The sequence below is a fragment of the Candidatus Nanopelagicales bacterium genome, assembly GCA_041393815.1.
In the GTDB taxonomy this organism is placed as follows: domain Bacteria; phylum Actinomycetota; class Actinomycetes; order S36-B12; family JAWKJK01; genus JAWKJK01.
On sequence record JAWKJK010000004.1, the window covers coordinates 1 to 23,291 of the forward strand.

Sequence of the window (23,291 nt, forward strand, 5' to 3'; positions counted from 1 at the left end):
ACGACCCGGGTGCCACCGGCCGTGCCGTGGCCCGGGTCAACGTCTTCAACTACGTGGGCTTCGTGCTCGGCGCACCGCTCGTCGGCCTGGTCGCGGAGGGCACGTCCCTGCGCTGGGGCTTCGCGGTGCTGGTCCCGGTGGCACTGGTGCTCGTGCTGATGGCCGGGGCGTACCGCCCGGGTCAGACCAGCAGCGGGTCGCGGACGCCGGCATCGACGAGGATGCGGACGTAGTCGGCGCGCTGCTCCTCGGTCGCCTCGGGGAAGTCGCGAGCCGCCGCGCGCACCCCGTGCCTGCGGAACCCGATCACGCGCACCCGCATGGCCGGGTCCACGTCGAGCAGCCACTCGGCGGTGCGGCGCAGCGTGCGCTCGTCGTCGTTGACCCCCGGCACGAGCAGCAGGCGGACCTCGTGCAGCTTGCCCAGGTCGGACAGGTGCCGGATCGAGTCGAGGACGGCGTCGTTGGGCTCGCCGGTGAGCAGCCGGTGCACCTCGGGGGCGAGTGCCTTGAGGTCGATCATCGCGGCGTCCATCACCGGCGCCAGCCGGTCCCAGGTGGCCCGCGACGCCGAGCCGTTGCTGTCCACGAAGGTGGTGAGCCCGGCCAGACCCGGGTCGGACTTCAGCGCCTCGAACCAGGCGCGCAGAAAGTCGGCCTGCAGGGTGGACTCGCCGCCGGAGGCGGTCACCCCACTGAGGAACGGGACGACCGGGCGCAGGTCCGCGACCAGCGCCTCGACCGACATCTCCCGCGCCCGCGGCGTGTGCAGCGGGATGGTGTGCGGGTTGTGGCAGGCGACGCAGTCGAATCCGCAGCCCTGGAAGAACACGACATAGCGGTTGCCCGGGCCGTCCACCCAGGAGAAGCGGACGACGTCAGCGACGAGCCCGAGGGGAGGACTCATGGCTCACCACCCGCTTCACCGCGCGCTGGTCGACGTGCGACTGCGCCACCGACCCTGCGCCGAGGAACGTGCTGCCGTGCCGCGCGCCCTCCTCGACGTGGATCAGGTCGGACTTGCGGACGAGGTAGCCGGTGATCCGGATGAAGTCGTTGCTGTCCAGGTTGAACGTGAAGTCCCGCATCCCCAGGGCGAAGGCGCCGCGGATGACGTCGACCACGGCCTGCGGGTTGCGCCGGGTGGTGTCGTCGAAGTGCAGGATGTCGCTGACCCCGGACTGGAAGTGGGTGTGGTGCGGGGCGACCGCGCGCAGGTGCTCGTACAGCGGCGGCTCGGTCCCGACCGGGATCCGGGTGCCGGCGGTGACCCCCTCGTCGAGGTCGATCCCGGACTGCGAGTGCAGGAACGCGCGGCCGCCGTTGGCCTCGCAGTACGGCATCGGGCGGCGGGCCACCAGGTCGGCGACCGTGGAGACGATGCGATAGGACAGCGCGTTCGCGTCGTCGTCGTGGCCGTAGCGGCCCTCGTGCCCGGCGCGCTCCATCAGCAGGTCGACCGCCTCGGCCAGCCCGAAGACCCCGAACATCGCGGAGAACCGGGCCAGGTCGACCAGACCCTCCCGCGCCAGCCAGGAGTGCTCGTAGAAGCCGGCCTCCTCGACCAGGTAGCGGATCCGCGACTCCATCAGCTCCGCGGTGAGCTCGACGTAGAACGGCAGCGTCACGGCCAGGTAGGCCTCGGTGTCGCCGTCGTGGTGGAGGACGGACTCGCGCAGGTTCAGCCGCACCAGCGTGTGCGACCCGCCGCCGATGCGCAGCGAGTTGTAGCAGCTGACGGCCGCGTAGTCCTCGCCGTGGTCGCGCACCATCATCGGGTGGTTGACGAAGTGCGGCTTGCCGCACTCGAACACGGTCGTGACGGCGTCGCGCACCAGGTCGTCGGGCGTGCGCTCGGGGTCGACCTTGAGCGTGACGTTGGGGACGACCTGCAGCAGCTCGCGGTCCAGCCGCAGCAGGGTGCGGGCGACCCGGGAGTCGTCGGGACCGAGGTCGGTGTGCACGAACGCGTCGGGGTACATCCGGTCCACCGACACCCAGAACCGGCGCAGCGACGCCTCGAGGTGCTCGTCGTCCACGTCGTCGACGAACGGGGCCAGCACCTTGTCGAGGTCGCCGAGGTAGACCGGGTACCCCGTGATCGACGGGACCTGCGAGTACATGCACAGCAGGAACGTCAGCGCGTCGTCGAGGGTCTGGGGTGCCTCCAGCTCCAGGAAGGCCGAGCCCTGGCGCACCGCCTGCACGTAGTCCGGGAGCACGTAGCGCGGCCGGTAGGGGGCGTTGCCCTCGTACATGTCGCAGATGACCCGCTTGTCCAGCGCCAACCGGCAGGCGTCGCTGACGGGCGGCGGCTCGAGCGCCTCCTCCGCCAGCCCGGCCAGCCGCTGCACGCGCTGGCGGTAGGTCAGGGACGGGTCCTCGACGACGCCGCGGACCAGGGACCGGAGCTCCTCCATCTGCACGGGCGCACCTTAGGCACCGCAGCGCCGCAGGCCTAGGGCCACAGGTCCCGCAGCAGGCCCTGGGTCCGTGGGTCCCGCGTCAACGCAGGGCGGCGGCCATCCGCTGCACGATCTCGGTGAGGATGCCGGCGGAGGTGGCGATGCTGAGGCGGACGTGGCCCGCTCCCCCGGCCCCGAACGCCGGGCCGGAGCCGCACGCCACCCGGCCGCGCTCGAGGAACACGGCCGCGGGGTCCGGTCCCAGCCCGAGCTCGCTGCAGTCGACCCAGGCCAGGTAGCCGGCAGCAGGGGCCACGTACCGGGTCCCGGGCAGGTCCCGGTCCAGCAGGTCGGCGAGCAGAGCGCGGTTGCGGTCGATCGTGGCCAGCGCCCGGTCCAGCCAGTCCTGGCCCTCGGAGTACGCGGCCACGGCGGCCACGACACCGAACAGGCCGGTGGTGAAGTGGGCCTCCTGCGGCACCCGCTCCCCCAGCCGGTCGGCCAACGACGCGGATCCCGCGACGAGCTGGGCGCACTTGAGACCCGGCACGTTCCACGCCTTCGAGGCTGACGTCACCGTGACCGAGTCCCCGGCCGCCTCCTCCCCCAGCGAGACGTACGGGGTGTGCACCGCACCCGGGAGCGTCATCGGCGCATGGACCTCGTCGGCGACGACGACCACTCCGTGCCGGGTGGCCAGGCCCGCGATCTCCGTCAGCAGGGCACGGTCGGCCACCTGCCCGGTGGGGTTGTGCGGGTTGCACAGCAGGAACGCGCGCACGTCCTCGCGAGCGAAGGCAGCCGCCAGGGCGTCGAGGTCCCAGGTCCACCCGGCTCCGTCGCGGGCCAGCGGCACCTCGACCAGACGGCGGCCGGCCACGTCCGGCACGACCGAGAAGAACGGCGGGTAGACCGGCGGGGTGATGACCACGCCGTCGCCGGGCCGGGTCAGCGCCCGCAGCGCCCACGAGACGGCGGTGAGGACGTCCCCGTACACCGAGACCCGGGCGGGGTGGACCGTCCAGCCGAAACGCCGTGCGGCGTCGGCGGCGAAGACCTCGGGCAGCCGCTGAGGCCAGGCGTAGCCGGTGTCGCCGCGGGCCACCGCGTCGGCGAGGGCCGCCGCGATCGGCTCGGCGAGCGGGAAGTCCATCTCCGCGACGAACGTGGGCAGCACGTCGGCGGGGTGCATCCGCCACTTCGCACTGGTCCGCCTGCGCAGCTCGTCGAGGGCGACGTCGTCGAACGGCGCGGGACCGATGCGATCGCTCACGGGCGCAGCCTGCCGCATGGGGGCGGCCCGCGTGACCCGACTCACCCGACCGTGGCTGGAGAATTATTCGCATATGCGGGAGGATTGACGTCGTGCGGGCAGACCGCCCGGACACCGCAGGAACGACGACCCAGGAACGGAGCGCCACGATGTTCTCCAGCAAGATGGCCAAGGCCACGCACAGCAGCAACCAGCTCGCGATCAACCACTCGGTGCACAAGGCCCAGATGAAGGCCGCGATCAAGAGCAAGAAGCCGGTCTCGTCCCCCGAGAAGTAGGCCACGCCGCGACGCGATCCCACGGGAGCAGCCATGACGCGACGGCAGGCCCGAGAACGACGACCCGACGAACGACGACCCGACGAACGACTACCCGACGAACGGCGACGGCGCGGACGCGCCCGCAGCTGAGCACCCGGTCAGACCGGCCCGACGGCCGAGGAGGACCGGGTGTTCTGCTGTGCGCGCGACCGCATCCGGCGCGGGTGAGTGACGTCACGCCCGCGGCGGGCATCGGGACAGCAACGGCGGGAGATACTGGCGGGGCTGGCTCGTCACGGCACGTGAGGGAGCGGATACCGACCGGGCGGCACCACCGTCTGCTCGTCCGCACCGTCCCGGAAGGCTCTCGCCCGCGTGTCCCCCGTCGCCACCCTCGCCCTCGCCCTGGCCTCCGGCCTGGCCATCACGTCCGCGCTCCTCATGCTCCGCGGCTCGCTGCGGGCCCGCTCGTCCGACGGCCTGGCCACCGGGATGCTGGCCCTCAACCTGTTCATCCACCCGATGTGGCTCACCTACGCCATCCAGCACGGCAACCCGGCGCAGGCGGCGGCCGGCGTCGCCTGGGTGTCCGCCATCACCTGCTGGTGGGGCTTCCGGGCCACCGACCGCGGCGGGCGCTTCTGGTGGGCGGTCGCCGGGATGGCCGTGTGGCTCGCGGTCGTCCTGGCCAGCTCGGCGTTCGTGCCCTACCAGGTCTACGGCTGGATCGGCGGCACCGCCGGCGTGGTCTCGTTCGTCCCGCAGGTCCGCGCGCTGTTCCGGGCGGACCACCTCGGGGTGGGCTTCGACCTGCGGGCCTGGTCCGTGGTCCTGGTCAGCATGTCGGCCTGGCTGTCGTACGGACTGGCCGCCCGCGAGCTGCCGATCATCGTGCCCAATATCGTGTCGCTCACCATGGTCGTGCTGATCGTGGGTCGCGCCCGGGTGCTCAGCCGCCGGCCGATGCCGGTGCGCGACGAACTGGCGACCGCGGCGTAGTCGTATCGCGCGCCAGCCGCTCGTCCACGCCGAGCCGCCCGGACCCCGACCAGGCCAGGAACAGCGCGGCGGCCAGCAGGATGAGACCCAGCCACAGGTGGAAGAAGTCGCGGTCGATGCGGCCGCCGGTGCCGACGGCGACGACCATCTGCGCCGCAACGACCAGGGCAGCCGGTCGGGTGAGCAGGCCCAGCACGAGCAGCAGGCCGCCGACCAGCTCGACGGTGCCGGCCAGGTAGACCGACAGCTCCGGCAGCGGGATGCCGTAGCGCTCGAAGGCCGCGACCAGGTCGGCGTGCCGGGTGAACTTCGACAGGCTCACGGCCACCAGGACCACCCCGGCCGCGAGCCGCACCACCGTCGGGATCCAGGCGGCACCGCCGGACAGGCGTTGCTGCAGCAGGCGTTGCGTCCACGTCATACCCGGGACCGTAGGGCCGAAGGGGCCGAACCGACCCTTACGAGGCGGTGACGGCCGCCCGCCACAGCCGTGCGACGCTGTCCCCGACCCGAGACCGGCCGACGCCGGACGTCCCGAGGAGCCGACCATGACGGGCCCGCTGCGCGCCCTGCTGCTGGAGAACATCCACCCCGACGGGGCCGCCCGTCTCACGGCGTCCGGCATCTACGTCGAGACCGAGGCCCGCGCGCTGGGCCCGGACGAGCTGGCCGAGCGCATCCCCGGGTTCCACCTGCTCGGCATCCGGTCCAAGACCCGGGTCACCGAGTCGGTGCTGGAGGCCGGCGCCGACCTGTTGTCCGTGGGCGCCTTCTGCATCGGCACCGACCAGGTCGACCTGGCCGAGGCCTCCCGCCGCGGCGTCGCCATCTTCAACGCCCCGTACTCCAACACCCGCAGCGTGGTCGAGCTCGCGCTGGCCGAGATCATCGCGCTCACGCGGCGTCTGACGGAGAAGGACCGGTCCGCCCACGCCGGGGTGTGGGACAAGTCCGCGGTCCGCAGCCACGAGGTCCGCGGGCGCTCGCTGGGCATCGTCGGGTACGGCAACATCGGCACCCAGCTGTCGATCCTGGCCGAGAACCTGGGCATGCAGGTCTACTTCTACGACACCGCCGACAAGCTGGCGCTGGGCAACGCCCGTCGCTGCGCCACGCTGCACGAGCTGCTCGGCGTCGCCGACGTGGTGACGCTGCACGTGGACGGACGCGCCGGCAACGCGGGCATGTTCGGCGCCGCCGAGTTCGCCGCGATGCGTTCGGGGGCGCTGTTCCTGAACCTGTCCCGCGGCTTCGTGGTCGATGCGGACTCGCTGCGCGACCACCTCCTCAGCGGCCATCTCGGCGGCGCGGGGATCGACGTGTTCCCGCACGAGCCGGCCAGCACGGCGGACGAGTTCGAGTCGGTGCTGCGCGGGCTGCCCAACGTGATCCTCACCCCGCACATCGGGGGATCCACGCAGGAGGCGCAGCAGGACATCGGGCACTTCGTCGCCGGCAAGTTCCTGGACTACGTGTCCGCGGGGACGTCCGCCCTGAGCGTGAACCTGCCCGAGCTGACCCTGCCGCCGCGGACCGGCAGCCACCGGCTGGCGCACCTGCACGCCAACGTCCCCGGCGTGCTCGCGGCCATCAACTCGGTCCTGGCCGACCACGCCGTCAACATCGAGGGCCAGTTGCTCGGCACCCGCGGGGACCTGGGCTACGTGCTCACCGACATCGCCACCGACTACGCCGCGGACGTCGTCGCCGAACTGCGGGCGCTGCCGGAGACCGTCCGGCTGCGCGTCCTCTCCTAGGGCCATCGGCCGTCCGGCCGCTGCCCTTCGCGCGCGCACGACGCCTACCCTGGAGGCATGGCGGACCCACGGTCGGCCGGGGGACTGGCCGAGGCGCTGGGGGTGCCCGAGGCTCCCCTGCGACTGGTTCTCGACACCCTGCTCAACCCGCTGATCCTCCTCACCGCGGTCCGGGACGAGTCCGGCCGCGTCGTCGACTTCGTCTTCGCGGACGCCAACGATGCGGCCTGCGCGTTCAATCGTCGAAGCCGCGAGGACCTGGTCGGCACGCGCCTCAGCGAGATCCACCCAGCCGTCCGTGCGACCGGGCTCTTCGCCGACTACGTCCACGTCGTGGAGACCGGTGAGCCACTGGCGTACGACGACTGGTCCTACCCGCAGGACCTCCTCGCCGGGGAGCAGCGCTGGTATGACGTGCGTGCCGTCGCGGTCGGCGACGGCCTGCTGCAGACCTGGCGGGACGTCACCCACCAGCACGTCGGCCAGCAGGCCCTCATCTCGCTCGACGCCGCCGCGATCGGCATGGCCCTCGTCCGTCCCGACGGCTCGTTCCTCAACGTCAACCCGGCCATGTGCCGGATGCTCGGCTACAGCCGGGAGGAGCTGGAGCGCCTGTCGTTCCAGCAGATCACCCACCCGGAGGACCTGCCCCGGGGTCTGGCCGACGTGCAGCGCCTGGTGCGCGGCGAGGCGACCTCCTTCCGGGAGCGCAAGCGCTACCTGCGCAAGGACGGGTCGACCGTGTGGGCCGACCTCACCGGGGCCGTCACCCGGGGCGACGACGGGGTGCTCACCGGCTTCGTGGCCCAGCTGATCGACGTGACCCCCGAGGTGGACCTCCTCGAGGCGCTCCAGCGCTCCGCCCGGCAGTTCCAGGCCCTGGCGGAGAACGCCACCGACGTGGTGTACCAGACCGACACGCACGGGACCATCCGGTGGATCTCCCCCTCCGTGCGGCAGGTGCTGGGCTGGGACCCCGAGCTGCTGGTCGGGACCGCCGCGCTGTCACTGATCGCGGCCGAGGACCTCCCCGCGGTGCAGAAGGTCCGCGACGAGCTCTACCACTCCGGTCAGCCGGCACGGCTGCGGGTCCGGTTCCGCACCGTGGACGGCGGTCTGCGGCAGGCCTCCGCCCTCGCCCGCCCGATCCGCGACCCGGCGGGGGCGATCACGGGCGCCACCGTGGGCCTGCGCGACATCACCGAGGAGGTGGCGGCCGAGGAGGCACTGGCCCGCAGCGAGGAGCAGTTCCGCCGGGCGATGGACTCGGCTCCCCAGGGCATGGCCATCACCGACGGCGCCGGCGTCGTCGAACGCGCCAACCCGGCGCTGGCCCACCTGCTCGGACACGATCCCGACGACCTCGTGGGGCATCGGCTGGGCGAGTTCCTGAACCCCGGCGCACCGGCGCCGGGGCCACTCGACCGCCACATGGCCGGCTGCCGACAGGCACCGGCGCGCCACGAGCACCGGTTCACGGTCGCCGACGAGGACGTGTGGGTCGACCACCTAGTCAGCCCCCTCACCGAGACGGGGGACGCTGCCCGCCAGTACGTGCACCAGCTGGTGGACCAGACGGGAACGCACGTGCTGCGAAAGCAGCTGGAGTACCGCGCGACCCATGATGACCTGACCGGCCTGTCGAACCGCGGGGACCTCCTGACCCGGCTGCGCGAGCGAATGGACCAGCCCCCGTCCGAGCACCGGACGCTGGGCGTGGTGTTCTGTGACGTCGACAACCTCAAGCCCATCAACGACCGCTTCGGCCACCCCGCCGGCGACGCGGTTCTGGCGGCCGTCGCGTCGAGGCTCCAGGCCGCGGTGCGCGACGCGGATCTCGTGGGCCGTTTCGGCGGCGACGAGTTCCTGGTGGTGCTCAACGGGATACCGGAGGCGGAGGATCTCGGCGAGGTCGCCGCCAAGCTGCTGGCGGCCGTCCGCGGGACGGTCGTCCATGCCGACGAGTCGATCAGCCTGTCGGTCAGCCTGGGCGCCGTTCTCGCGGGCAGCGACGATGACCCGGACACCGTGCTGAGGCGTGCCGACGAAGCGCTCTACCGGGCGAAGCAGTCCGGCCGCGACCGGGTCGTGATCGGCGACTGACCGCTACCAGGTCGCCGGCGCGATCCGGCGGTTGACCAGCCAGCCCAGCGCCGCGGCGAGCACGAGCCAGGACGCGACCGCGAGCCAGACGGACACGAACGCCAGCGGCACCGAGACCAGGAAGGCCGCGACCGGCGCGAGAGAGGCCAGGATCGCGTTGCGCCGCTGCGCCTGCGTGACCGGCCGGACGAACAGCCCCGCCCGGTCGGCCACCACGAAGAGGACGACCTCCAGGGCGGAGATCGTCGCGGCGAACACCGCGAAGAACGCCAGGGCCACCGGGTTGCTGCTGTACTCGCCGAGCGTGGCCGCGGGGAACGGCAGCAACGCGACGAACGCGAGATACGCCAGCACCGCGGCGATGTACCTGCCGTTCATGCCGGACAGCGCGTTCGTGAACCGGTGGTTCGCCCGCCAGTAGAACGCGATCCAGAAGAACGTGAACGCGTACGCCAGGAGGGTCGGCCACTTCGCGAGCAGAGCGGTCCACAGCTCACCCGGCGAACCGACGTCCTCGATCTCGGGCACCCCGATCTCGACCGCGACCAGGGTCAGCGCGATCGCGAACACCGCGTCGCTGAAGAAGATGACCCGGTCGAACGCGGCGGAGCCGCGCGGGTACGTCGACTGGGTCCACGGGTCGTCCGTCGCCTGCGCCATCCGCGCATGGTAGGAGTCGGCGAACAGGGGCGAGCCGAACCAGAGCACCGACCGGGGACCTGCGCCTAGGCTTTGTCACAACCGGACACGACGCGGTGCGGGACCGCCGCGGGAGGTGCCATGGATTCGCAGACAGCGCTCGTGACCACGTGGCGCGAGACGTATGCGGGCGGCAGCGAGCAGGCCGAGTCGGCCGAGTTCGCGGCCTGGGCCGACCAGATCCAGGACATCCAGCGAGAGCACCGGGAGCGGAGCGGGTCCGCCGTGGTCCGGCGGGGCTTCCACGCCAAGCAGCAGGCGGGGGTGGACGACGCGGAACTGGTCGTGGCCGAGGACCTCCCCGGCCACCTGAGCACGAGCGTGTTCCGGCCCGGGGCGCGGTATCCCTGCGTGGTGCGGCTGTCGAACGCCAGCGGTCGCGTCCAACCGGATACGGAGGGCGACCTGCGCGGACTCGCCGTGCGGGTGGACCTCGGAGCGGGTCGCGCCATGGACCTGCTGGCCACCAACGGAGCGGTGTCGTTCGCGCGTGACGCCGGTCAGTTCATGGCGATGGCGCGCGCCACCGCGGGGTCGCGTCTGATGGCCGTGCCGCGCCTGGCCGCATCAGTCGGGCCGTTGGAGGCGGTACGGATGCTGCGCACCGCGCTGGGCGGGACCCGGCGACCGGTGCGGAGCCTGGCGACCGAGCGGTACTGGAGCCGCGGCGCCTACCGCTACGGCGACGGAGCGGTGCGCTTCGAGTTCGTGCCGACCACCGCCGCCGCCCCTCCCCAGGCACCCGACGACCCGGACTACCTGCGTCACGAGTTGGTCGACCGGCTGCGGGGCGGCCCGGTGTCCTGGCGCCTGCTCGTCCAGCCCTACCGGGACGAGCGGTCGACCCCGATCGAGGACGCGTCCCGGACGTGGGCCAGCGAGCCCGTCCCGGTGGCCCGGCTGACCATCCCTCGGCAGGACCTCGACGCGCCGGGCCACGCCGAGGTCGAGCGGCGCGTGGACGCGATGGAGTTCAACCCGTGGACCACGGTGGACGACCACCGGCCGCTGGGCAACATCAACCGGGCCCGCAAGCCGGTGTACGAGGCGAGCCAGCAGCTGCGGAGGACCTGATGGGCGCACCGCGCGGATTCGACGACCTGCTGCGCTACCCGCTCGTGGACGCGGTCTTCCACCGGCGCACCCGGCGGGTGAGCCGAGGGGTGCGCCGGGTCCGCGCCGGCTCGCTGTCGTACGAGGATCCGGATGCCCAGCCGCGCCCGCTCAGCGAGCTCGAGGAAGCGATCCTCATCGCGATGACCGGCACCACCGGCATCACGCTGCCGGACCGGCCGTTCGAGTCCGACGACGGCACCGACCCGATCATGGGCGCCCCCAACATGACCATGGCGGGCCGGTCGGCGGGCAGCCCGGACAACGCTCAGGCGACGCACTTCTTCCTCATCAACGACGCCGGCACCTACTACCTGCGGCGCCTGGAGAAGGAGTCGGCACCGGTCCCGTTCACGCCCGAGAACCTGGTCGCCCGGGCGCGGGCGTCCAAGCAGCTGATCCTGGACGAGCGGCTGGACTTCCCCGACCGGGACTTCCCCGCCTACCTGGACTCCAACCGGTTCCTGTCCAACCTCCCCGGGACCACGATCCTGCTCCCGGTCGTCGACCTGACCCGGCAGTACATCAACGCACTGATGTACCTGCTCACGCAGCCGGACGGGAGCCGGCCGGCCCTGGTCGACGACCGCAACTTCTACCTTCCCGCAGGCACCCGCCGGTGGATCCGCAGCGGCTTCCTCAACAAGGACATCACTCTGCCGCTGGGATCCCTGGGCACGATGCGCACCGACTACGAGGCCATGTCGCTGCTGCAGACGCTGATGCTCACCGCGCAGGCGATGGGGCTCGGCGCCTGGATCCACGCGACCATCGGCCCGCCGGTGATGCTGGGGCACCCCCGCTTCGCGCCGCGGTACGGGCGCGGGCTCGGCTTCGACTACGCCGTGCCGCGGTTCAACCCGCTCGACCAGGTCCGCTGGGGTGTGGCGCTGCCCGAGGCCCGGGCCCACCCGGTCGGGCTCCCCGGCGCGTTCACCGGGCTGTGCCCCCCGTACGTGGAGGACATGGGTGAGGCGGTGGATCGGATCATCGAGCACAAGTTCGGCCCCGACGGGGTTTATCGCGACCCGGACAACTTCCGGCCGGTGTTCCGCGAGGGGCTCGCCGAGCGCTACATGGCCGAGGTGCCGGTGTACGAGCCCGAGGTCATCGAGTGCACCAAGGCGATCTGCCGGTACATCCACCGGACCCACGGCCGGTTCCCCGCGCACTGCGACGCGGTCCACGTCCCCGGCGTGTGGCTGCAGGTCCACAGCCTCAACCTCGGCTACTACGACGCCCTGTTCGACCAGGTGCTCACGCCCGCACAGAGGACCCACGACGAGCGGTGGCCCGCGGACGACTCGGACTGACGGGCAGCAGCAACCGGCTCACCGCCCAGGCCAGGTCATCAGCTGTCTCCGCCGGCGTGCCGCCCGGCTGCATCACGTGGCTGAGCACCGCACGGACGACCAGGTCCACGGTGGCACCGAGCCGTGCGCCGCTCACGCCGATGTCGTACGCCTCCAGCCGGTTGCGGACGACGGTCGTCGCCGCGTCCAGGACCGCTCCTGACCTGATGGTCAGCAGCGGCAGCAGGTCGGTCTCGGCGCCGTGCCCGGCCGCGACGATGGCGCGCGGCAGCGGCCGTTCCTCCGCCAGCGTGAGGACGCCCCGGACCGCGTCACGCACCGCGGCAACAGCGTCGCTCGGGTGCCGGTCGAAAGCCTGCTCCACCGCGTCCAGGAAGCGGCCGAGCTCATCGAGCACCATCGCCTCGGCCAGCGCCGGCTTCGAGCCGAACTCGTTGTAGACCGTCTGCCGGCTGACCCCCACGGACGCGGCCAGGCGTCCCATCGTGACGCCGGACCAGCCGGTGCTGGCGGTCAGGTCCGCGGCCGCGTCGAGCAGGGCGCGGCGGTGCTGGCCCCCGGTCGCGGAGACGACCGCCTCGCCGACCGCGGTCACGCCCGGCTGCCCTCGACCGCGACGAAATCAACCTTGTCTCGTACCCCGCAGTCGGGGCAGCACCAGTCGTCCGGCACGTCGGCCCACGCCGTCCCGGCGGCGAAACCCTCACGCTCGTCACCGTCGGCCACCACGTACGTGTAGCCGCACCCCGGGCAGCGCATCGCGTCCCCTACCGGTGCGGCCGGCACCGCATCCGCGGTACCGGGGTGCGCGGTGCTCGGGGAGGCGGGCGTCGGCTCGGCGTACCGGGCCAGGATCCGGTCGCGCTTGCGCGGGGAGACGTTGGCGCGGGACATGTCGCCGTCGTAGTGCGCCAGCACCCGCGGGTCCATCACCCGGCGCCACCAGAACGGGACCAGCGCGACCAGGATCATGCCGGCGTACCCGGTGGGCAGTTGTGGCGCGTCCGGGTAGTCCCGCAGTGCCTGGTAACGCCGTGTCGGGTTGGCATGGTGGTCGCTGTGCCGCTGCAGGTGGTAGAGCAGCACGTTGGTCGCGACCTGGTTGGCGTTCCAGGAGTGCCATGGCTCCACGCGCTCGTACCGCTCGTGCCCGGGACGGCCCACCCGCTGACGCAGCATGCCGTAGTGCTCGAGGTAGTTGACGAGCTCGAGCAGGGTGAAGCCGAGGACCGCCTGCAGCACGAGGTAGGGCAGGATCCCCGGGCCCAGCCACACCACCAGCGCCGCCCAGAGCGCGGCGGAGACCAGCCAGGAGTTGAGCACGTCGTTGCCCGGGCGGAAGGGGTGGCGGTGGCGGCGGGCCAGCCGCCGCTGCTCCAGCCGCCAGGCGCTGCGCACCGAGCCGGCGACCGTGCGCGGCCAGAACTGGTAGAAGTTCTCGCCCACCCGGCTGCTCGCCGGGTCCTCCGGCGTGGCGACCCGGACGTGGTGGCCGCGGTTGTGCTCGATGTAGAAGTGGCCGTAGAACGACGGTGCCAGGGCGATCCGCGCGAGCCAGCGCTCGACGTCGTCCCGCTTGTGCCCGAGCTCGTGCGCGGTGTTGATGCCGATGCCGGCGACGAAGCCCAGCGTGACCGCGAGCCCGATCCGGTCCGCGACCGACATGTCCCACGTGGCGATGGCCCACATCGCCACGACCAGCCCGGCGTACTGCAGCGGCAGGAACAGGTAGGTCAGCCAGCGGTAGTACGGGTCCGCCTCCAGGGCCGGGATCGCCTCGTCCGGGGGGTTGGAGTCGTCGGTGCCGACGACCAGGTCGATCACGGGGACCATGCCCAGCACGAAGATCGGCCCGATCCACAGCCACACCGACCAGCCGGTGCCGACGTAGCCGCCGAGCCCGACGAAGACCAGCACCGGCAGCAGCAGCCCGAACAGCCACAGGTGGCGCTTGCGGTCGTGCCACTGTCCCGGTGCGCGTGCCATGCCGTCCCTCCGGTCCCTCGTCGGCGGTGGACAGAACGTACGCGGATGTACACCTGCTTGACAAGAGGCCTCGAGTTGTCAAGTGGTCCGGGTGCGCCCGCGCGACCTCGCGCTGATACTCGGATGATGACCGGGAGGCGCCGCGCGACCGGCACGGCCGCGGCCGCGGTGGCCGTGGCGCTGCTCGCGTCGGCCTGCACCTCAGGGGCCGCGTCTCCCGCACCGACCAGCACGGCGGCCGCACCGACATCCGCGGCCGCGACGCCCGCGGCCCCCACCTCCGCGACCCCCACCTCCGCGGCCCCGACGTCCGCGGCCCCCGAGGCCGATCCGGCCCCGGCGCTGCCCCCGGTCACCGACCCCGTCTCGCTGCCTGCCCTGATGCGGGAGGACGTACGTGGCTCGAACCTGAAGCTGGGGCGGGTACTCGCCCGGACGGACGCGTACACCCGGTACGCGGTCACCTACCGGGCCGACGACCTGCGGATCTCCGGGGTCATGAACGTCCCCGACGGAGAGGGACCGTTCCCCGTGGTCGTCCTGCTGCACGGCTACATCGACCCCGACGTCTACGTCACCGGCCAGGGCTACCGGCGCGAGCAGGACTCGTTGGCACGCAACGGCTATGTGGCCTTCCACGTCGACTACCGCAACCACGCCGGGTCCGACGACGACCCGCGCAACGACGTGGACCTCCGCCTCGGCTACGCGCGCGACGCCATCGCCGCGGTGAAGGCCGTGAAGGCGTCCGCGCTCCCGTTCCTCGACGGCGAGCGGGTCGGGATGATCGGGCGCTCGATGGGGGGCGGCGTCGCGTTCAACACCCTGGTCGCGGCACCGGGCCTGGTGGACGCGGCGGTGACGTACGCGTCGGTGAGCACCGACGCCGTCGACAACTACGAGCGGTGGATCCGCTTCGACGACGGCCGCAGCGAGCTGGCAGCGCGGATCGAGGCCGAGCACGGGTCGCCCGAGGACGCCCCGGAGTTCTGGCGCGGCATCTCGGCCCGGAACTACTTCGACCGGATCGAGACCCCCGTGATGGTGCACCACGGGGTCGTCGACGACACCTGCCCGATCCGGTGGTCGCGGGCGACGGTGAAGGCGCTGCGCGCGGCCGACGTCGACCTGACCTACCACGAGTACGACGGCGAGGGGCACTACTTCTACGGCGGCTGGGCGCGGTCGTTCCAGCGGACGCTGGCGTTCCTCGACGAGCACCTGACCGCCTGACCGCACCTACCCTGGGCGCGTGATCCACCTCGTGGGTGCCCTGGGCACCGTGCTGGTCCTGGGCGCGTACTTCCTGGTCTCCACCCGGCGGATCGGGTCGGCCTCCCGCGCCTTCCAGGGCATGAACCTCGTCGGCGCCGCGGCGCTGGTGGTGTACGCGGTCGCCCTGTCCGCCTGGGCCAACCTGGTCCTCAACTCGGTCTGGGCCGCCATCGCCCTGGTCGCCCTCCTCCGCCTCCGTCGGACCGCCGCCCCCGCCAGCACCTCCCGCACCCCCCGCCCCACCGCGACCGAATGAGTCCAGGCGTCGCTTGGCGGGCGGAATCCCGCTGCCAAGCAACGTGGGGACTCATTCCGTCGCGACGGGGTGGCGGGGTGGGCCGCCGCGGGGATCTGGAGTGAGTCCAGATCTGGACAGAGTCCAGGGGTCGGGCTAGGGTCGTCGGCATGCACCAGGAACCCGCGGACCTGCTGCGCCGGCACGGCGTCCAGGTCACGGCCCAGCGGCTGGCGGTGCTGCGCGCGGTGACCAGCCACCCGCACGGGACCGCCGACCAGGTGGCCGACGCGGCCCGGGCCGACATCGGCGCGATCTCGCGCCAGTCCGTGTACGACGCCCTCACCGTCCTCACCGAGGCGGGCCTGCTCCGGCGCATCCAGCCGGCCGGCTCGTCCGCGCGGTACGAGGACCGGGTGAACGACAACCATCACCACCTGGTCTGCCGCGGCTGCGGCGAACTGGTGGACGTCGACTGCGCGGTCGGGTCCCGTCCGTGCCTGACGGCGTCCGACGACCAGGGCTACGACATCGACGAGGCCGAGGTCGTGTACTGGGGGCTCTGTCCCTCGTGCCAGGCCGCGGCCACCGGCTCCCCCAGCACCCGCACCCCCTGAACCCGCACCCCCTGAACCCGCACCCCCGACCCCACGCACGTACGAGGAGAGGCGACCCATGGCGAACGACGGCACCTGCCCGGTCACGGGCCACGGTTACTCGGGCACCACGAACCGCGACTGGTGGCCCGACCAGCTCGATCTGAAGGTCCTGCAGCACAACCCGCCGCAGGCCTCCCCGATGGGCGAGGACTTCGACTACGCCGCGGAGTTCTCCAGCCTCGACCTCGCCGAGGTCAAGCGGGACATCGAGTCCGCGATGACCACCTCGCAGGAGTGGTGGCCGGCGGACTACGGCCACTACGGCCCGCTGTTCATCCGGATGGCGTGGCACAGCGCGGGGACGTATCGCATCAGCGACGGCCGAGGCGGCGCCGGCGCGGGCGAGCAGCGGTTCGCCCCGCTCAACAGCTGGCCGGACAACGCCAACCTGGACAAGGCCCGCCGGGTGCTGTGGCCGGTCAAGGCGAAGTACGGCCGCACGCTGTCCTGGGCGGACCTGATGGTGCTCGCCGGCAACGTGGCGCTGGAGTCGATGGGCTTCGAGACGTTCGGGTTCGGCGGCGGGCGCGAGGACGTGTGGGAGCCCGAGCAGGTCAACTGGGGCAACGAGGCCGAGTGGCTGGGCGACGCCCGCTACAGCGGTGACCGCGAGCTGGCCAACCCGCTCGCCGCGGTGCAGATGGGCCTGATCTACGTCAACCCCGAGGGCCCCAACGGCAACCCCGACCCGCTGGCCGCTGCCCGCGACATCCGCGAGACGTTCCGCCGGATGGCCATGAACGACGAGGAGACCGTCGCACTGGTGGCCGGTGGCCACACCTTCGGCAAGACCCACGGTGCCGGTCCCGCCACCGACGTCGGTCCCGAGCCGGAGGCCGCCCCGATCGAGCAGCAGGGCCTGGGCTGGAAGAGCAGCTACGGCACCGGCAGCGGCTCCGACGCCATCACCAGCGGCCTCGAGGGAGCCTGGACCCCGACGCCGATCACGTGGGACAACAGCTACTTCGAGACCCTGTTCGGGTACGAGTGGGAGCTGTCCGAGAGCCCCGCGGGCGCGAAGCAGTGGGTCCCGACGGACCCCGCCGCGTTCACCACCGTGCCGGACCCGCAGGACCCGGCGAAGCGGCACGCCCCGGTCATGCTCACGACCGACCTCGCGCTGCGGATGGACCCGATCTACGAGCCCATCTCGCGCCGCTTCTACGAGAACCCGGCCGAGTTCGCGGACGCCTTCGCCCGCGCCTGGTTCAAGCTGACCCACCGCGACATGGGCCCGATCGAGCGCTACCTGGGTCCCGAGGTCCCGTCGGAGGAGCTGATCTGGCAGGACCCGGTCCCCGCAGTGGACCACGAGCTGGTCGACTCCGCGGACGTGGCCGCGCTGAAGGCGAAGGTCCTCGACTCCGGGCTGTCCGTCTCCGACCTGGTGTTCACCGCCTGGGCGTCGGCGTCCACGTTCCGCGGCACTGACAAGCGCGGCGGCGCCAACGGCGCGCGCATCCGGCTGGAGCCGCAGCGTGGCTGGGAGGCCAACGACCCCGACCGCCTCGCGGCCGTGCTGCGCACGCTCGAGGGCATCCAGCAGGAGTTCAACGCTGCCCAGAGCGGCGGCAAGCGGATCTCGCTGGCCGACCTGATCGTGCTCGCCGGCGGTGCCGCGGTCGAGCAGGCCGCCAAGGCCGGCGGAGTCGAGGTCGAGGTGCCGTTCCGGCCCGGCCGCACGGACGCCTCCCAGGAGCAGACCGACGTGGAGTCGTTCGCCGTCCTGGAGCCCACCGCGGATGGGTTCCGCAACTACCTCGGCAAGGGTCACACCCAGCCGGCCGAGGCGCTGCTGGTCGACAAGGCGTCGCTGCTCGGGCTCACCGCCCCGCAGATGACGGTGCTGGTCGGTGGCCTGCGGGCGTTGAACGCCAACACCGGGCAGTCGGCGCACGGCGTTCTGACGTCGCGGCCGGGGACGCTGACCAACGACTTCTTCGTGAACCTGCTCGACATGGGTACGGAGTGGTCCGCGGTCGGCGAGGGCAAGGACACGTTCGAGGGCCGCGACCGCGGCACCGGCGCGGTGACGTGGACCGGCACCCGGGCCGACCTGGTCTTCGGCTCGAACTCGATCCTGCGCTCGCTGGCCGAGGTATACGCCAGCGCGGACGCCCAGGAGAAGTTCGTGCGCGACTTCGTGGTCGCCTGGGACAAGGTCATGAACAACGGCCGCTACGACCGCGCCTGACCCGCACGGTCGCACCTCGGAGGGGCGGGCACCCGGATCGGGGGCCCGCCCCTCCGACACGCATGGACCTGGATCCGGTTCGCGGGTCAGCCGCCCAGCGCGGACCAGACCTCATCGACGATCGCCGCGGTCCCCTGGACGTCGGGGACCATGCCGGGATCGACCATCACGGTGAGCGCGGGGCCACTGCGCTGGCATCGCTGGACGCGGGCGTCCCCCGGCGTCTGGCCGGCCGGGACCACGTCGTTGCGGACGAGGCACTGCACGTCGCCGACGACGACCACCTCCTCCACCGGCTTCGCCAGGCCGAGCTCCTCCGCGTCCGCGGACGTCACGAACAGCCCGGGGGACGGGGCACGGACGGCCATCACCAGGAGCTGCAGCTGCAGGTCGTCGGAGAGGTACGTCCGAGCCGCGGCCGGGGCTCCGCCATACGCGTCGGCGACTCGACCGGCGACGAGATCCGCCGTCGACGCGAGCCGGGACACGGCCGATGCGGAGGGGCCGGACCCCGAGGATGCGGTCGCCGCCGCCAGACCGCCGACAGTGTCAGGCAGGGTCAACGGCCCACCCGCCGGCGTGTCCGCAGTGGTAGCTGCGCCGCCTGTCGACGAACCCGCCTGCTCCGCCGCACCTCCGGACGCACAACCACTCACCGTCAGGACCAGCGCGACCGTGACAGCAACCACTCGCACCATGAGTGCCCCTTTCCGAGGGCCTGATCGTGGCACCTCGAGGACCCGATGGGCAGCGACGTGCGTTCGTGTCGTCGTGGGACGCGTCAGGCCAGCAGGCGATCCACCCGGGCCACCAGGTCCCGGCAGAACCCCTCCACGTCACGGGCGTCACGGACGAACATGGCCGGCTTGAAGCAGATCGTGGTGAACCCGCGCCCGACCTGGTCCGGCAGGGCCTCCAACGCAGTCGCGATGTCGGCGACGTCGTCCGCCTCGTGGAACGTGCCCCTGATCCCGCCGACCAGCTCGAGCTCGGCCATGCTCCGCCCCGCCGCCGCCATCCCTCCAGCGAGCTCGGCCAGGTCCTGGTCGGACAGCGGGCCGAAGGGGTTGAGCCCGGACCCGTAGCGCACGATGCGCCGGACCAGGGGCGGGTGCATGCCCTGGCCGCCGAACCACAGCACCGGCCCGGTCGGGCGGAAGGCCCCCGGTTCCAGCCACACGTCGTCGAACCGGAAGTAGTGGCCCTGATGCTGGATGGGGTACGGCCCCCAGGCCCGGGAGAGGACCTCCAGCTGCTCGTCGAGGATTCGCCCACGCTCCCCGAACGGGACGCCGAGGGCGTCGTACTCGTCGCGGTGCCAGGACACCGTCGGCAGGACGACCAACCGTCCCTCGCAGAGCAGGTCGAGGGTGCCGAGCTCCTTCGCGAGCAGCAGTGGGTGTCGCAGCGGCGCGATGATCGCCCCTGCCACCAGGCGCAACCGTGTCGTGGCCTGCGCGATCGCGGACAGGACGACCAGCGAACTCGGCCACGGCGTCGCCGGATCCTGGTTGCCGGGGGCCGCGTAGTCACGCTCGTTGAGCATGCGCCCCGCCGACCCGGACGACGGGCCCAGCACGACGTGCTCGCTGAGCATCACCCCGTCGATGCACGCGTCCTCGGCCGCCACGGCCATCCGGACCAGTCCGCGGACGTCGTGCGGGTCGAGGATGGCGTGGTTCTCGGTGAGGACCATCAGCAGTCGTACTCGGGACATGACTCCGCCGTTCACCGCAGGCGCGGTCAGGACTCCTCGACGGTGGAGGGGTACAGGTGCTTCGACGGGGTCCGGATGCCGCGGAACTCCCAGTCCCCGCCCAGCGCCGTCGACACGACCTCCTCGCTCTCGGTGGGCTGGGCGCCCACGTCGGAGCGGATCGGGGTCGGACCCGTGACGATGTGGTTCGTCAGCCGGCCCAGGCCCTCGACCTCGACCTCGACGACGTCGCCGGGCTGCACCGGACGCGAGTTCGCGGGGGTGCCGGAGAAGAGCAGGTCGCCGGGGACGAGCGTGATCGTGCGCGCGATGTCGGCGACGAGGTAGTGCATGTCCCACTCCATCTCGTCGGTGGAGGCCTCCTGCTTCACCTCTCCGTTGACCAGCGTGCGCAGCGTCTTGCCGCGGAAGTCCCAGTCGGTGACCAGCCCCGGTCCGACGGGCGCGAGGGTGTCGGACCCCTTGACCCGCAGCATGGATCCCGCGTCGGTGTCGCGGAAGTCGTGCAGGCCGTAGTCGTTGCCGATCGTGTAGCCCGCGATGTAGTCGCCGGCCTCCTCGGGCGAGACGTTGCGGCAGGTCCGGCCGATGACGATGACGATCTCGCCCTCGTAGTTCAGCCACTTGCAGCCGTCGGGCCGGACCACCGCGGCCCGGTGCGAGTTCAGCGCCGTGATGGGCTTGTGGAAGTACGTGGGCGCCGGCGGCAGCTTCGTCATGAACTCCCGAGTCCGGCTGTCGAAGTTCAGGTGCACCGCGATGATCTTGGTGGGCTCGGTGGGAGGGAGATGGACTGCCTCGTCCACCCCGACCGCGCGACCATCCGGAGCGACCAGGGCATCGCCGTGCCGGACCACCTGCACCGGGTAGCCGTCGAGCAGGATCCGCCGGTACTCGGTCACGCCGCGTCCTCCGTCCGCGTCCAGCCGGTGCCGGGCCGGTCGAACCACACGTGCACCTGGCTGGTGCCGATGGCGTTCTCGTAGTCCCCGTACTGCACGCCCGGGGCGGCGAAGTCCTTCTCCCCCAGCGCTGCCGCCATCATCAGGTAGTGGGCGAACATGCCCTCAGGACGGACCGTGAGGAACTCCGGCATGGTGTCGAGGACCCGGTCGTGCCGACCCTGGAAGAACCAGCCCAGCCGCTCGTGGTCCATGTCCCGCGCCTTCTGGCTGATGATGTGCGACGGGTCGCTGGACTCGTGCTTGCGCAGCTCCTTGAGCTTGTAGAACGTGTGCGAGAGCGACCCGGTCGCGATCAGCAGGACCTTGCGGTCGGTCTTCTCGATCGCCGCGCGGACCGCTCGGCCCACCCGCAGGAAGTCGTCCGTCTCGCCGGTCTGGCAGACCGAGATCGAGATCCACTGCTTGTCCAGCCCCTTGCCCAGGTAGGACCAGAGGTTGACCGACGGGTAGTACAGCGGCAGGTACGGGTCGTCGATCGGCGTGATCCAGGTGCCGGCCGGCTCGCCCTCGGCCGCGATCGCGTGCGCGAGCTCAGGGTCGCCGCGCCACTCGTACGGGATCCGGCACATGCCCCGCGGGAGCTCCTCTGCGGTGAAGAGCCCGGCGCGCAGCTCGTGCGCGGTGACGACGAACTCCACCGTCGTGAACCAGTGCGAGTCGAAGACGATCACGGTGTCGTAATCGAGCCTCTCGAACTTCTCCGCCCGGATCTGCCGCAGCGCGGGGACCAGCGAGATCTCCTTGCCGTCGTTGAGCGCGCGGCGCTGGTCCTCCGGCAGCATGATCGTGGGGACGTGGGACAGCAGTCCCGCGCCGACGACCTCACCCATCAGTCCCTCCAACCGTTCGGGGCGTACACGGTGTTCTTCACGTCGGCATAGAAGTCGAACGACCACACGCCGCCCTCGCGTCCGATGCCGGACTTCTTCGACCCGCCGAAGGGGGCGGCCAGGTCACGGACGAAGAAGCAGTTGACCCAGATGGTTCCGGCGACGAGGTGCTTCGTGAATGCCTCGGCGCGCTCGCGGTCGCCGGTGACGACGCACGCGGCAAGCCCGAACTCGGTTCCGTTGGCCATCGCCAGGCCCTCTTCGTCGGTGCCGAACGTCTGCATCGTCAACACCGGTCCGAAGACCTCCTGGGTGAGGATCTCGCTGCCCTCGGGGGCGTCCACGACTAGCGTGGGCCTGAAGTAGTGCGGTCCGAGCTCGTCGTTGCGCTCACCGCCGTACGCCACCGTCGCGCCGTCCGCCTTGGCCCGCTTGATGAACCCCTCGACCCGCTCCACGTGCCGGAGGTGGATGTTGGGCCCGATCTGGGTGTCCTCGTCACGCGGGTCGCCCTGCCGGATCTGGGCGGCCCGCTCCCGGAACCGCTCGGTGAACGCCGCCGCGATGCCCTCCTGGACCAGCAGCCGGGTGCCCGCGAGGCACACCTGGCCGGCGTTGTCGTACTGCTCGATGGCGAGGTCCACGGCGAGGTCGAGGTCGGCGTCGTCCAGGATCACCGTGGGGCTCTTGCCGCCGAGCTCGAACGAGCACGGGACCAGGTTGTCCGCCGCGGCGTGGGCGATGACCTTCGCCGTCGGCACCGACCCGGTGAAGCAGATCCGGGAGATGTCCGGGTTGGCGGTCAGGGCGGCCCCGGCCTCGGTGCCGAAGCCCTGCACGACGTTGAAGACCCCGGGCGGCAGTCCCGCCTCGTGCGCGAGCTCGGCGAAGTACGAGGCGGTCAGCGGCGCCCACTCCGGAGGCTTGGCCACGACGGTGTCACCGGCGGCCAGCGCCGGCCCGATCCGCCAGGTGGCGAGCATCAGCGGCGCGTTCCACGGCGTGATGATCACCGCCACCCCGGACGGGTCCCAGGACACGTGGTTGCTGTGCCCTCGCGTCTCCCAGACCGGGTGGCTGAGCTGGTCGATGGCGTAGTCGGCGAAGAAGCGCAGGTTCAGCACGACGCGGGGCATGACGCCACGGCGGTGGGACCGCAGCAGCGACCCGTTGTCCGCCGTCTCCAGCTGGGACAGCTCCTCGATGTGGGCCTCGACGTTGTCGGCGACCCGGTGCAGGATCGCGCCCCGCTCGCGCGGCGAGAGCGCTGCCCAGGCGGGGAACGCTGCGCGGGCCGCGGCCACCGCCGCGTCGGCCTCGGCCTTGCCACCGCGCGCCACCTGCGCCAGCACGGTCCCGTCGATCGGGCTCACGGTCTCGAAGGTGTCCGCCGAGGCGACCCGCCGACCGCCGATCCAGTGCCGGGTGTCCACCGTCGTGCCGGCGACCTCGACGCGATCCACCAGACCTCCCGCTGATCGGTGCGTGGGGTTCCGAGGCGAGCCGCT

Annotated in this window: 23 protein-coding genes; 11 read left to right on the forward strand and 12 right to left on the reverse strand. The window is 71.9% G+C overall.

Going from position 1 to position 23,291, the window contains the following annotated elements:
• Window positions 1-233: hypothetical protein (locus R2737_12390; GenBank protein MEZ5117055.1), on the forward strand; the 233-nt coding region annotated here is incomplete at its 5' end.
• On the opposite strand, the gene R2737_12395 is transcribed toward R2737_12390, so the two are convergent.
• From R2737_12395 to R2737_12405, 3 genes are all read right to left on the reverse strand, one after another.
• The gene (locus tag R2737_12395; protein ID MEZ5117056.1) at window positions 182-907 is read right to left on the reverse strand and encodes a radical SAM protein; all 726 of its coding nucleotides are present in this window, start codon (window positions 905-907) and stop codon (window positions 182-184) included. The genes R2737_12390 and R2737_12395 overlap by 52 nt on opposite strands.
• A complete protein-coding gene (locus tag R2737_12400) occupies window positions 879-2,420 on the reverse strand; it encodes a YjjI family glycine radical enzyme (GenBank protein ID MEZ5117057.1) in 1,542 nt (513 codons plus the stop codon). Before R2737_12400 ends, R2737_12395 begins: the two co-directional genes overlap by 29 nt.
• A gap of 85 nt (window positions 2,421-2,505) precedes the next feature.
• A complete protein-coding gene (locus R2737_12405; protein MEZ5117058.1) occupies window positions 2,506-3,678 on the reverse strand; it encodes an aminotransferase class I/II-fold pyridoxal phosphate-dependent enzyme in 1,173 nt (390 codons plus the stop codon).
• A gap of 92 nt (window positions 3,679-3,770) precedes the next feature.
• Here R2737_12405 and R2737_12410 point away from each other — a divergent pair, with 92 nt between their 5' ends.
• Window positions 3,771-3,956, forward strand: a complete 186-nt coding sequence (locus tag R2737_12410; GenBank protein ID MEZ5117059.1) for a hypothetical protein — start codon at window positions 3,771-3,773, stop codon at window positions 3,954-3,956.
• 357 nt (window positions 3,957-4,313) lie between these two features.
• A complete protein-coding gene (locus R2737_12415; GenBank protein MEZ5117060.1) occupies window positions 4,314-4,937 on the forward strand; it encodes a hypothetical protein in 624 nt (207 codons plus the stop codon).
• Here R2737_12415 and R2737_12420 read toward each other — a convergent pair.
• Window positions 4,888-5,358, reverse strand: coding sequence for a DoxX family membrane protein (locus R2737_12420; protein MEZ5117061.1), 471 nt, complete (start codon window positions 5,356-5,358; stop codon window positions 4,888-4,890). The genes R2737_12415 and R2737_12420 overlap by 50 nt on opposite strands.
• 127 nt (window positions 5,359-5,485) lie before the next feature.
• Between R2737_12420 and serA the strand changes: the two genes are divergently transcribed.
• Window positions 5,486-6,694, forward strand: coding sequence for a phosphoglycerate dehydrogenase (gene serA / locus R2737_12425; protein MEZ5117062.1), 1,209 nt, complete (start codon window positions 5,486-5,488; stop codon window positions 6,692-6,694).
• Window positions 6,695-6,751: 57 nt separating this feature from the next.
• Entirely contained in the window at window positions 6,752-8,797 is a 2,046-nt protein-coding gene (locus R2737_12430) for a PAS domain S-box protein (GenBank protein ID MEZ5117063.1), read from the forward strand.
• A gap of 3 nt (window positions 8,798-8,800) precedes the next feature.
• Here R2737_12430 and R2737_12435 read toward each other — a convergent pair whose 3' ends face one another.
• Window positions 8,801-9,457 carry a TMEM175 family protein gene (locus R2737_12435; protein ID MEZ5117064.1) on the reverse strand — a complete coding sequence of 219 codons (657 nt, stop codon included), beginning with the start codon at window positions 9,455-9,457 and terminating at the stop codon, window positions 8,801-8,803.
• A gap of 120 nt (window positions 9,458-9,577) precedes the next feature.
• Here R2737_12435 and R2737_12440 point away from each other — a divergent pair, with 120 nt between their 5' ends.
• Both R2737_12440 and R2737_12445 read left to right on the forward strand, forming a co-directional pair.
• Window positions 9,578-10,570 (forward strand): catalase, encoded by a 993-nt coding sequence (locus R2737_12440; GenBank protein MEZ5117065.1) that lies wholly within the window; start codon window positions 9,578-9,580, stop codon window positions 10,568-10,570.
• The gene (locus tag R2737_12445) at window positions 10,570-11,922 is read left to right on the forward strand and encodes a hypothetical protein (GenBank protein ID MEZ5117066.1); all 1,353 of its coding nucleotides are present in this window, start codon (window positions 10,570-10,572) and stop codon (window positions 11,920-11,922) included. The genes R2737_12440 and R2737_12445 overlap by 1 nt, the downstream gene beginning before the upstream one ends.
• Here R2737_12445 and R2737_12450 read toward each other — a convergent pair.
• Both R2737_12450 and R2737_12455 read right to left on the reverse strand, forming a co-directional pair.
• Window positions 11,867-12,517 (reverse strand): TetR family transcriptional regulator, encoded by a 651-nt coding sequence (locus R2737_12450; GenBank protein ID MEZ5117067.1) that lies wholly within the window; start codon window positions 12,515-12,517, stop codon window positions 11,867-11,869. The two genes, R2737_12445 and R2737_12450, sit on opposite strands and share 56 nt — an antisense overlap.
• Window positions 12,514-13,908 (reverse strand): fatty acid desaturase, encoded by a 1,395-nt coding sequence (locus R2737_12455; protein ID MEZ5117068.1) that lies wholly within the window; start codon window positions 13,906-13,908, stop codon window positions 12,514-12,516. Before R2737_12455 ends, R2737_12450 begins: the two co-directional genes overlap by 4 nt.
• Before the next feature lie 126 nt (window positions 13,909-14,034).
• On the opposite strand from R2737_12455, the gene R2737_12460 reads away from it, so the two are divergent.
• The 4 genes from R2737_12460 to katG all read left to right on the forward strand — a co-directional run bounded on the left by R2737_12460 (window position 14,035) and on the right by katG (window position 18,271).
• Window positions 14,035-15,141: a prolyl oligopeptidase family serine peptidase gene (locus R2737_12460; protein MEZ5117069.1), complete on the forward strand. Its 1,107-nt coding sequence runs from the start codon at window positions 14,035-14,037 to the stop codon at window positions 15,139-15,141.
• Between the two features lie 19 nt (window positions 15,142-15,160).
• The gene (locus R2737_12465; protein MEZ5117070.1) at window positions 15,161-15,439 is read left to right on the forward strand and encodes a hypothetical protein; all 279 of its coding nucleotides are present in this window, start codon (window positions 15,161-15,163) and stop codon (window positions 15,437-15,439) included.
• Between the two features lie 149 nt (window positions 15,440-15,588).
• A complete protein-coding gene (locus R2737_12470) occupies window positions 15,589-16,035 on the forward strand; it encodes a Fur family transcriptional regulator (GenBank protein ID MEZ5117071.1) in 447 nt (148 codons plus the stop codon).
• A 58-nt stretch (window positions 16,036-16,093) separates the two neighbouring features.
• Window positions 16,094-18,271: a catalase/peroxidase HPI gene (gene katG, locus R2737_12475; protein MEZ5117072.1), complete on the forward strand. Its 2,178-nt coding sequence runs from the start codon at window positions 16,094-16,096 to the stop codon at window positions 18,269-18,271.
• An 86-nt stretch (window positions 18,272-18,357) separates the two neighbouring features.
• Here the strand turns inward: katG and R2737_12480 are convergent, their stop codons facing one another.
• The 5 genes from R2737_12480 to R2737_12500 all read right to left on the reverse strand — a co-directional run bounded on the left by R2737_12480 (window position 18,358) and on the right by R2737_12500 (window position 23,246).
• Window positions 18,358-18,759 (reverse strand): hypothetical protein, encoded by a 402-nt coding sequence (locus tag R2737_12480; protein ID MEZ5117073.1) that lies wholly within the window; start codon window positions 18,757-18,759, stop codon window positions 18,358-18,360.
• A gap of 293 nt (window positions 18,760-19,052) precedes the next feature.
• Window positions 19,053-19,988: an LLM class flavin-dependent oxidoreductase gene (locus tag R2737_12485; GenBank protein MEZ5117074.1), complete on the reverse strand. Its 936-nt coding sequence runs from the start codon at window positions 19,986-19,988 to the stop codon at window positions 19,053-19,055.
• A gap of 26 nt (window positions 19,989-20,014) precedes the next feature.
• The gene (locus tag R2737_12490) at window positions 20,015-20,890 is read right to left on the reverse strand and encodes a fumarylacetoacetate hydrolase family protein (protein ID MEZ5117075.1); all 876 of its coding nucleotides are present in this window, start codon (window positions 20,888-20,890) and stop codon (window positions 20,015-20,017) included.
• Window positions 20,887-21,783 carry a hypothetical protein gene (locus tag R2737_12495; GenBank protein ID MEZ5117076.1) on the reverse strand — a complete coding sequence of 299 codons (897 nt, stop codon included), beginning with the start codon at window positions 21,781-21,783 and terminating at the stop codon, window positions 20,887-20,889. Before R2737_12495 ends, R2737_12490 begins: the two co-directional genes overlap by 4 nt.
• The gene (locus R2737_12500) at window positions 21,783-23,246 is read right to left on the reverse strand and encodes an aldehyde dehydrogenase family protein (protein MEZ5117077.1); all 1,464 of its coding nucleotides are present in this window, start codon (window positions 23,244-23,246) and stop codon (window positions 21,783-21,785) included. Before R2737_12500 ends, R2737_12495 begins: the two co-directional genes overlap by 1 nt.
• Between the last annotated feature and the right edge of the window lie 45 nt (window positions 23,247-23,291).

Excerpts from the sequence above, each read along its gene's own strand:
- R2737_12395 (MEZ5117056.1), bottom strand. The coding sequence starts at position 907 with ATGAGTCCTCCCCTCGGGCTCGTCGCTGACGTCGTCCGCTTCTCCTGG.
- R2737_12470 (MEZ5117071.1), top strand. The coding sequence starts at position 15,589 with ATGCACCAGGAACCCGCGGACCTGCTGCGCCGGCACGGCGTCCAGGTC.
- R2737_12455 (MEZ5117068.1), bottom strand. The coding sequence starts at position 13,908 with ATGGCACGCGCACCGGGACAGTGGCACGACCGCAAGCGCCACCTGTGG.
- katG (MEZ5117072.1), top strand. The coding sequence starts at position 16,094 with ATGGCGAACGACGGCACCTGCCCGGTCACGGGCCACGGTTACTCGGGC.
- R2737_12495 (MEZ5117076.1), bottom strand. The coding sequence starts at position 21,783 with ATGGGTGAGGTCGTCGGCGCGGGACTGCTGTCCCACGTCCCCACGATC.
- R2737_12440 (MEZ5117065.1), top strand. The coding sequence starts at position 9,578 with ATGGATTCGCAGACAGCGCTCGTGACCACGTGGCGCGAGACGTATGCG.
- serA (MEZ5117062.1), top strand. The coding sequence starts at position 5,486 with ATGACGGGCCCGCTGCGCGCCCTGCTGCTGGAGAACATCCACCCCGAC.
- R2737_12420 (MEZ5117061.1), bottom strand. The coding sequence starts at position 5,358 with ATGACGTGGACGCAACGCCTGCTGCAGCAACGCCTGTCCGGCGGTGCC.
- R2737_12400 (MEZ5117057.1), bottom strand. The coding sequence starts at position 2,420 with ATGGAGGAGCTCCGGTCCCTGGTCCGCGGCGTCGTCGAGGACCCGTCC.
- R2737_12430 (MEZ5117063.1), top strand. The coding sequence starts at position 6,752 with ATGGCGGACCCACGGTCGGCCGGGGGACTGGCCGAGGCGCTGGGGGTG.
- R2737_12445 (MEZ5117066.1), top strand. The coding sequence starts at position 10,570 with ATGGGCGCACCGCGCGGATTCGACGACCTGCTGCGCTACCCGCTCGTG.
- R2737_12435 (MEZ5117064.1), bottom strand. The coding sequence starts at position 9,457 with ATGGCGCAGGCGACGGACGACCCGTGGACCCAGTCGACGTACCCGCGC.
- R2737_12460 (MEZ5117069.1), top strand. The coding sequence starts at position 14,035 with ATGACCGGGAGGCGCCGCGCGACCGGCACGGCCGCGGCCGCGGTGGCC.
- R2737_12485 (MEZ5117074.1), bottom strand. The coding sequence starts at position 19,988 with ATGTCCCGAGTACGACTGCTGATGGTCCTCACCGAGAACCACGCCATC.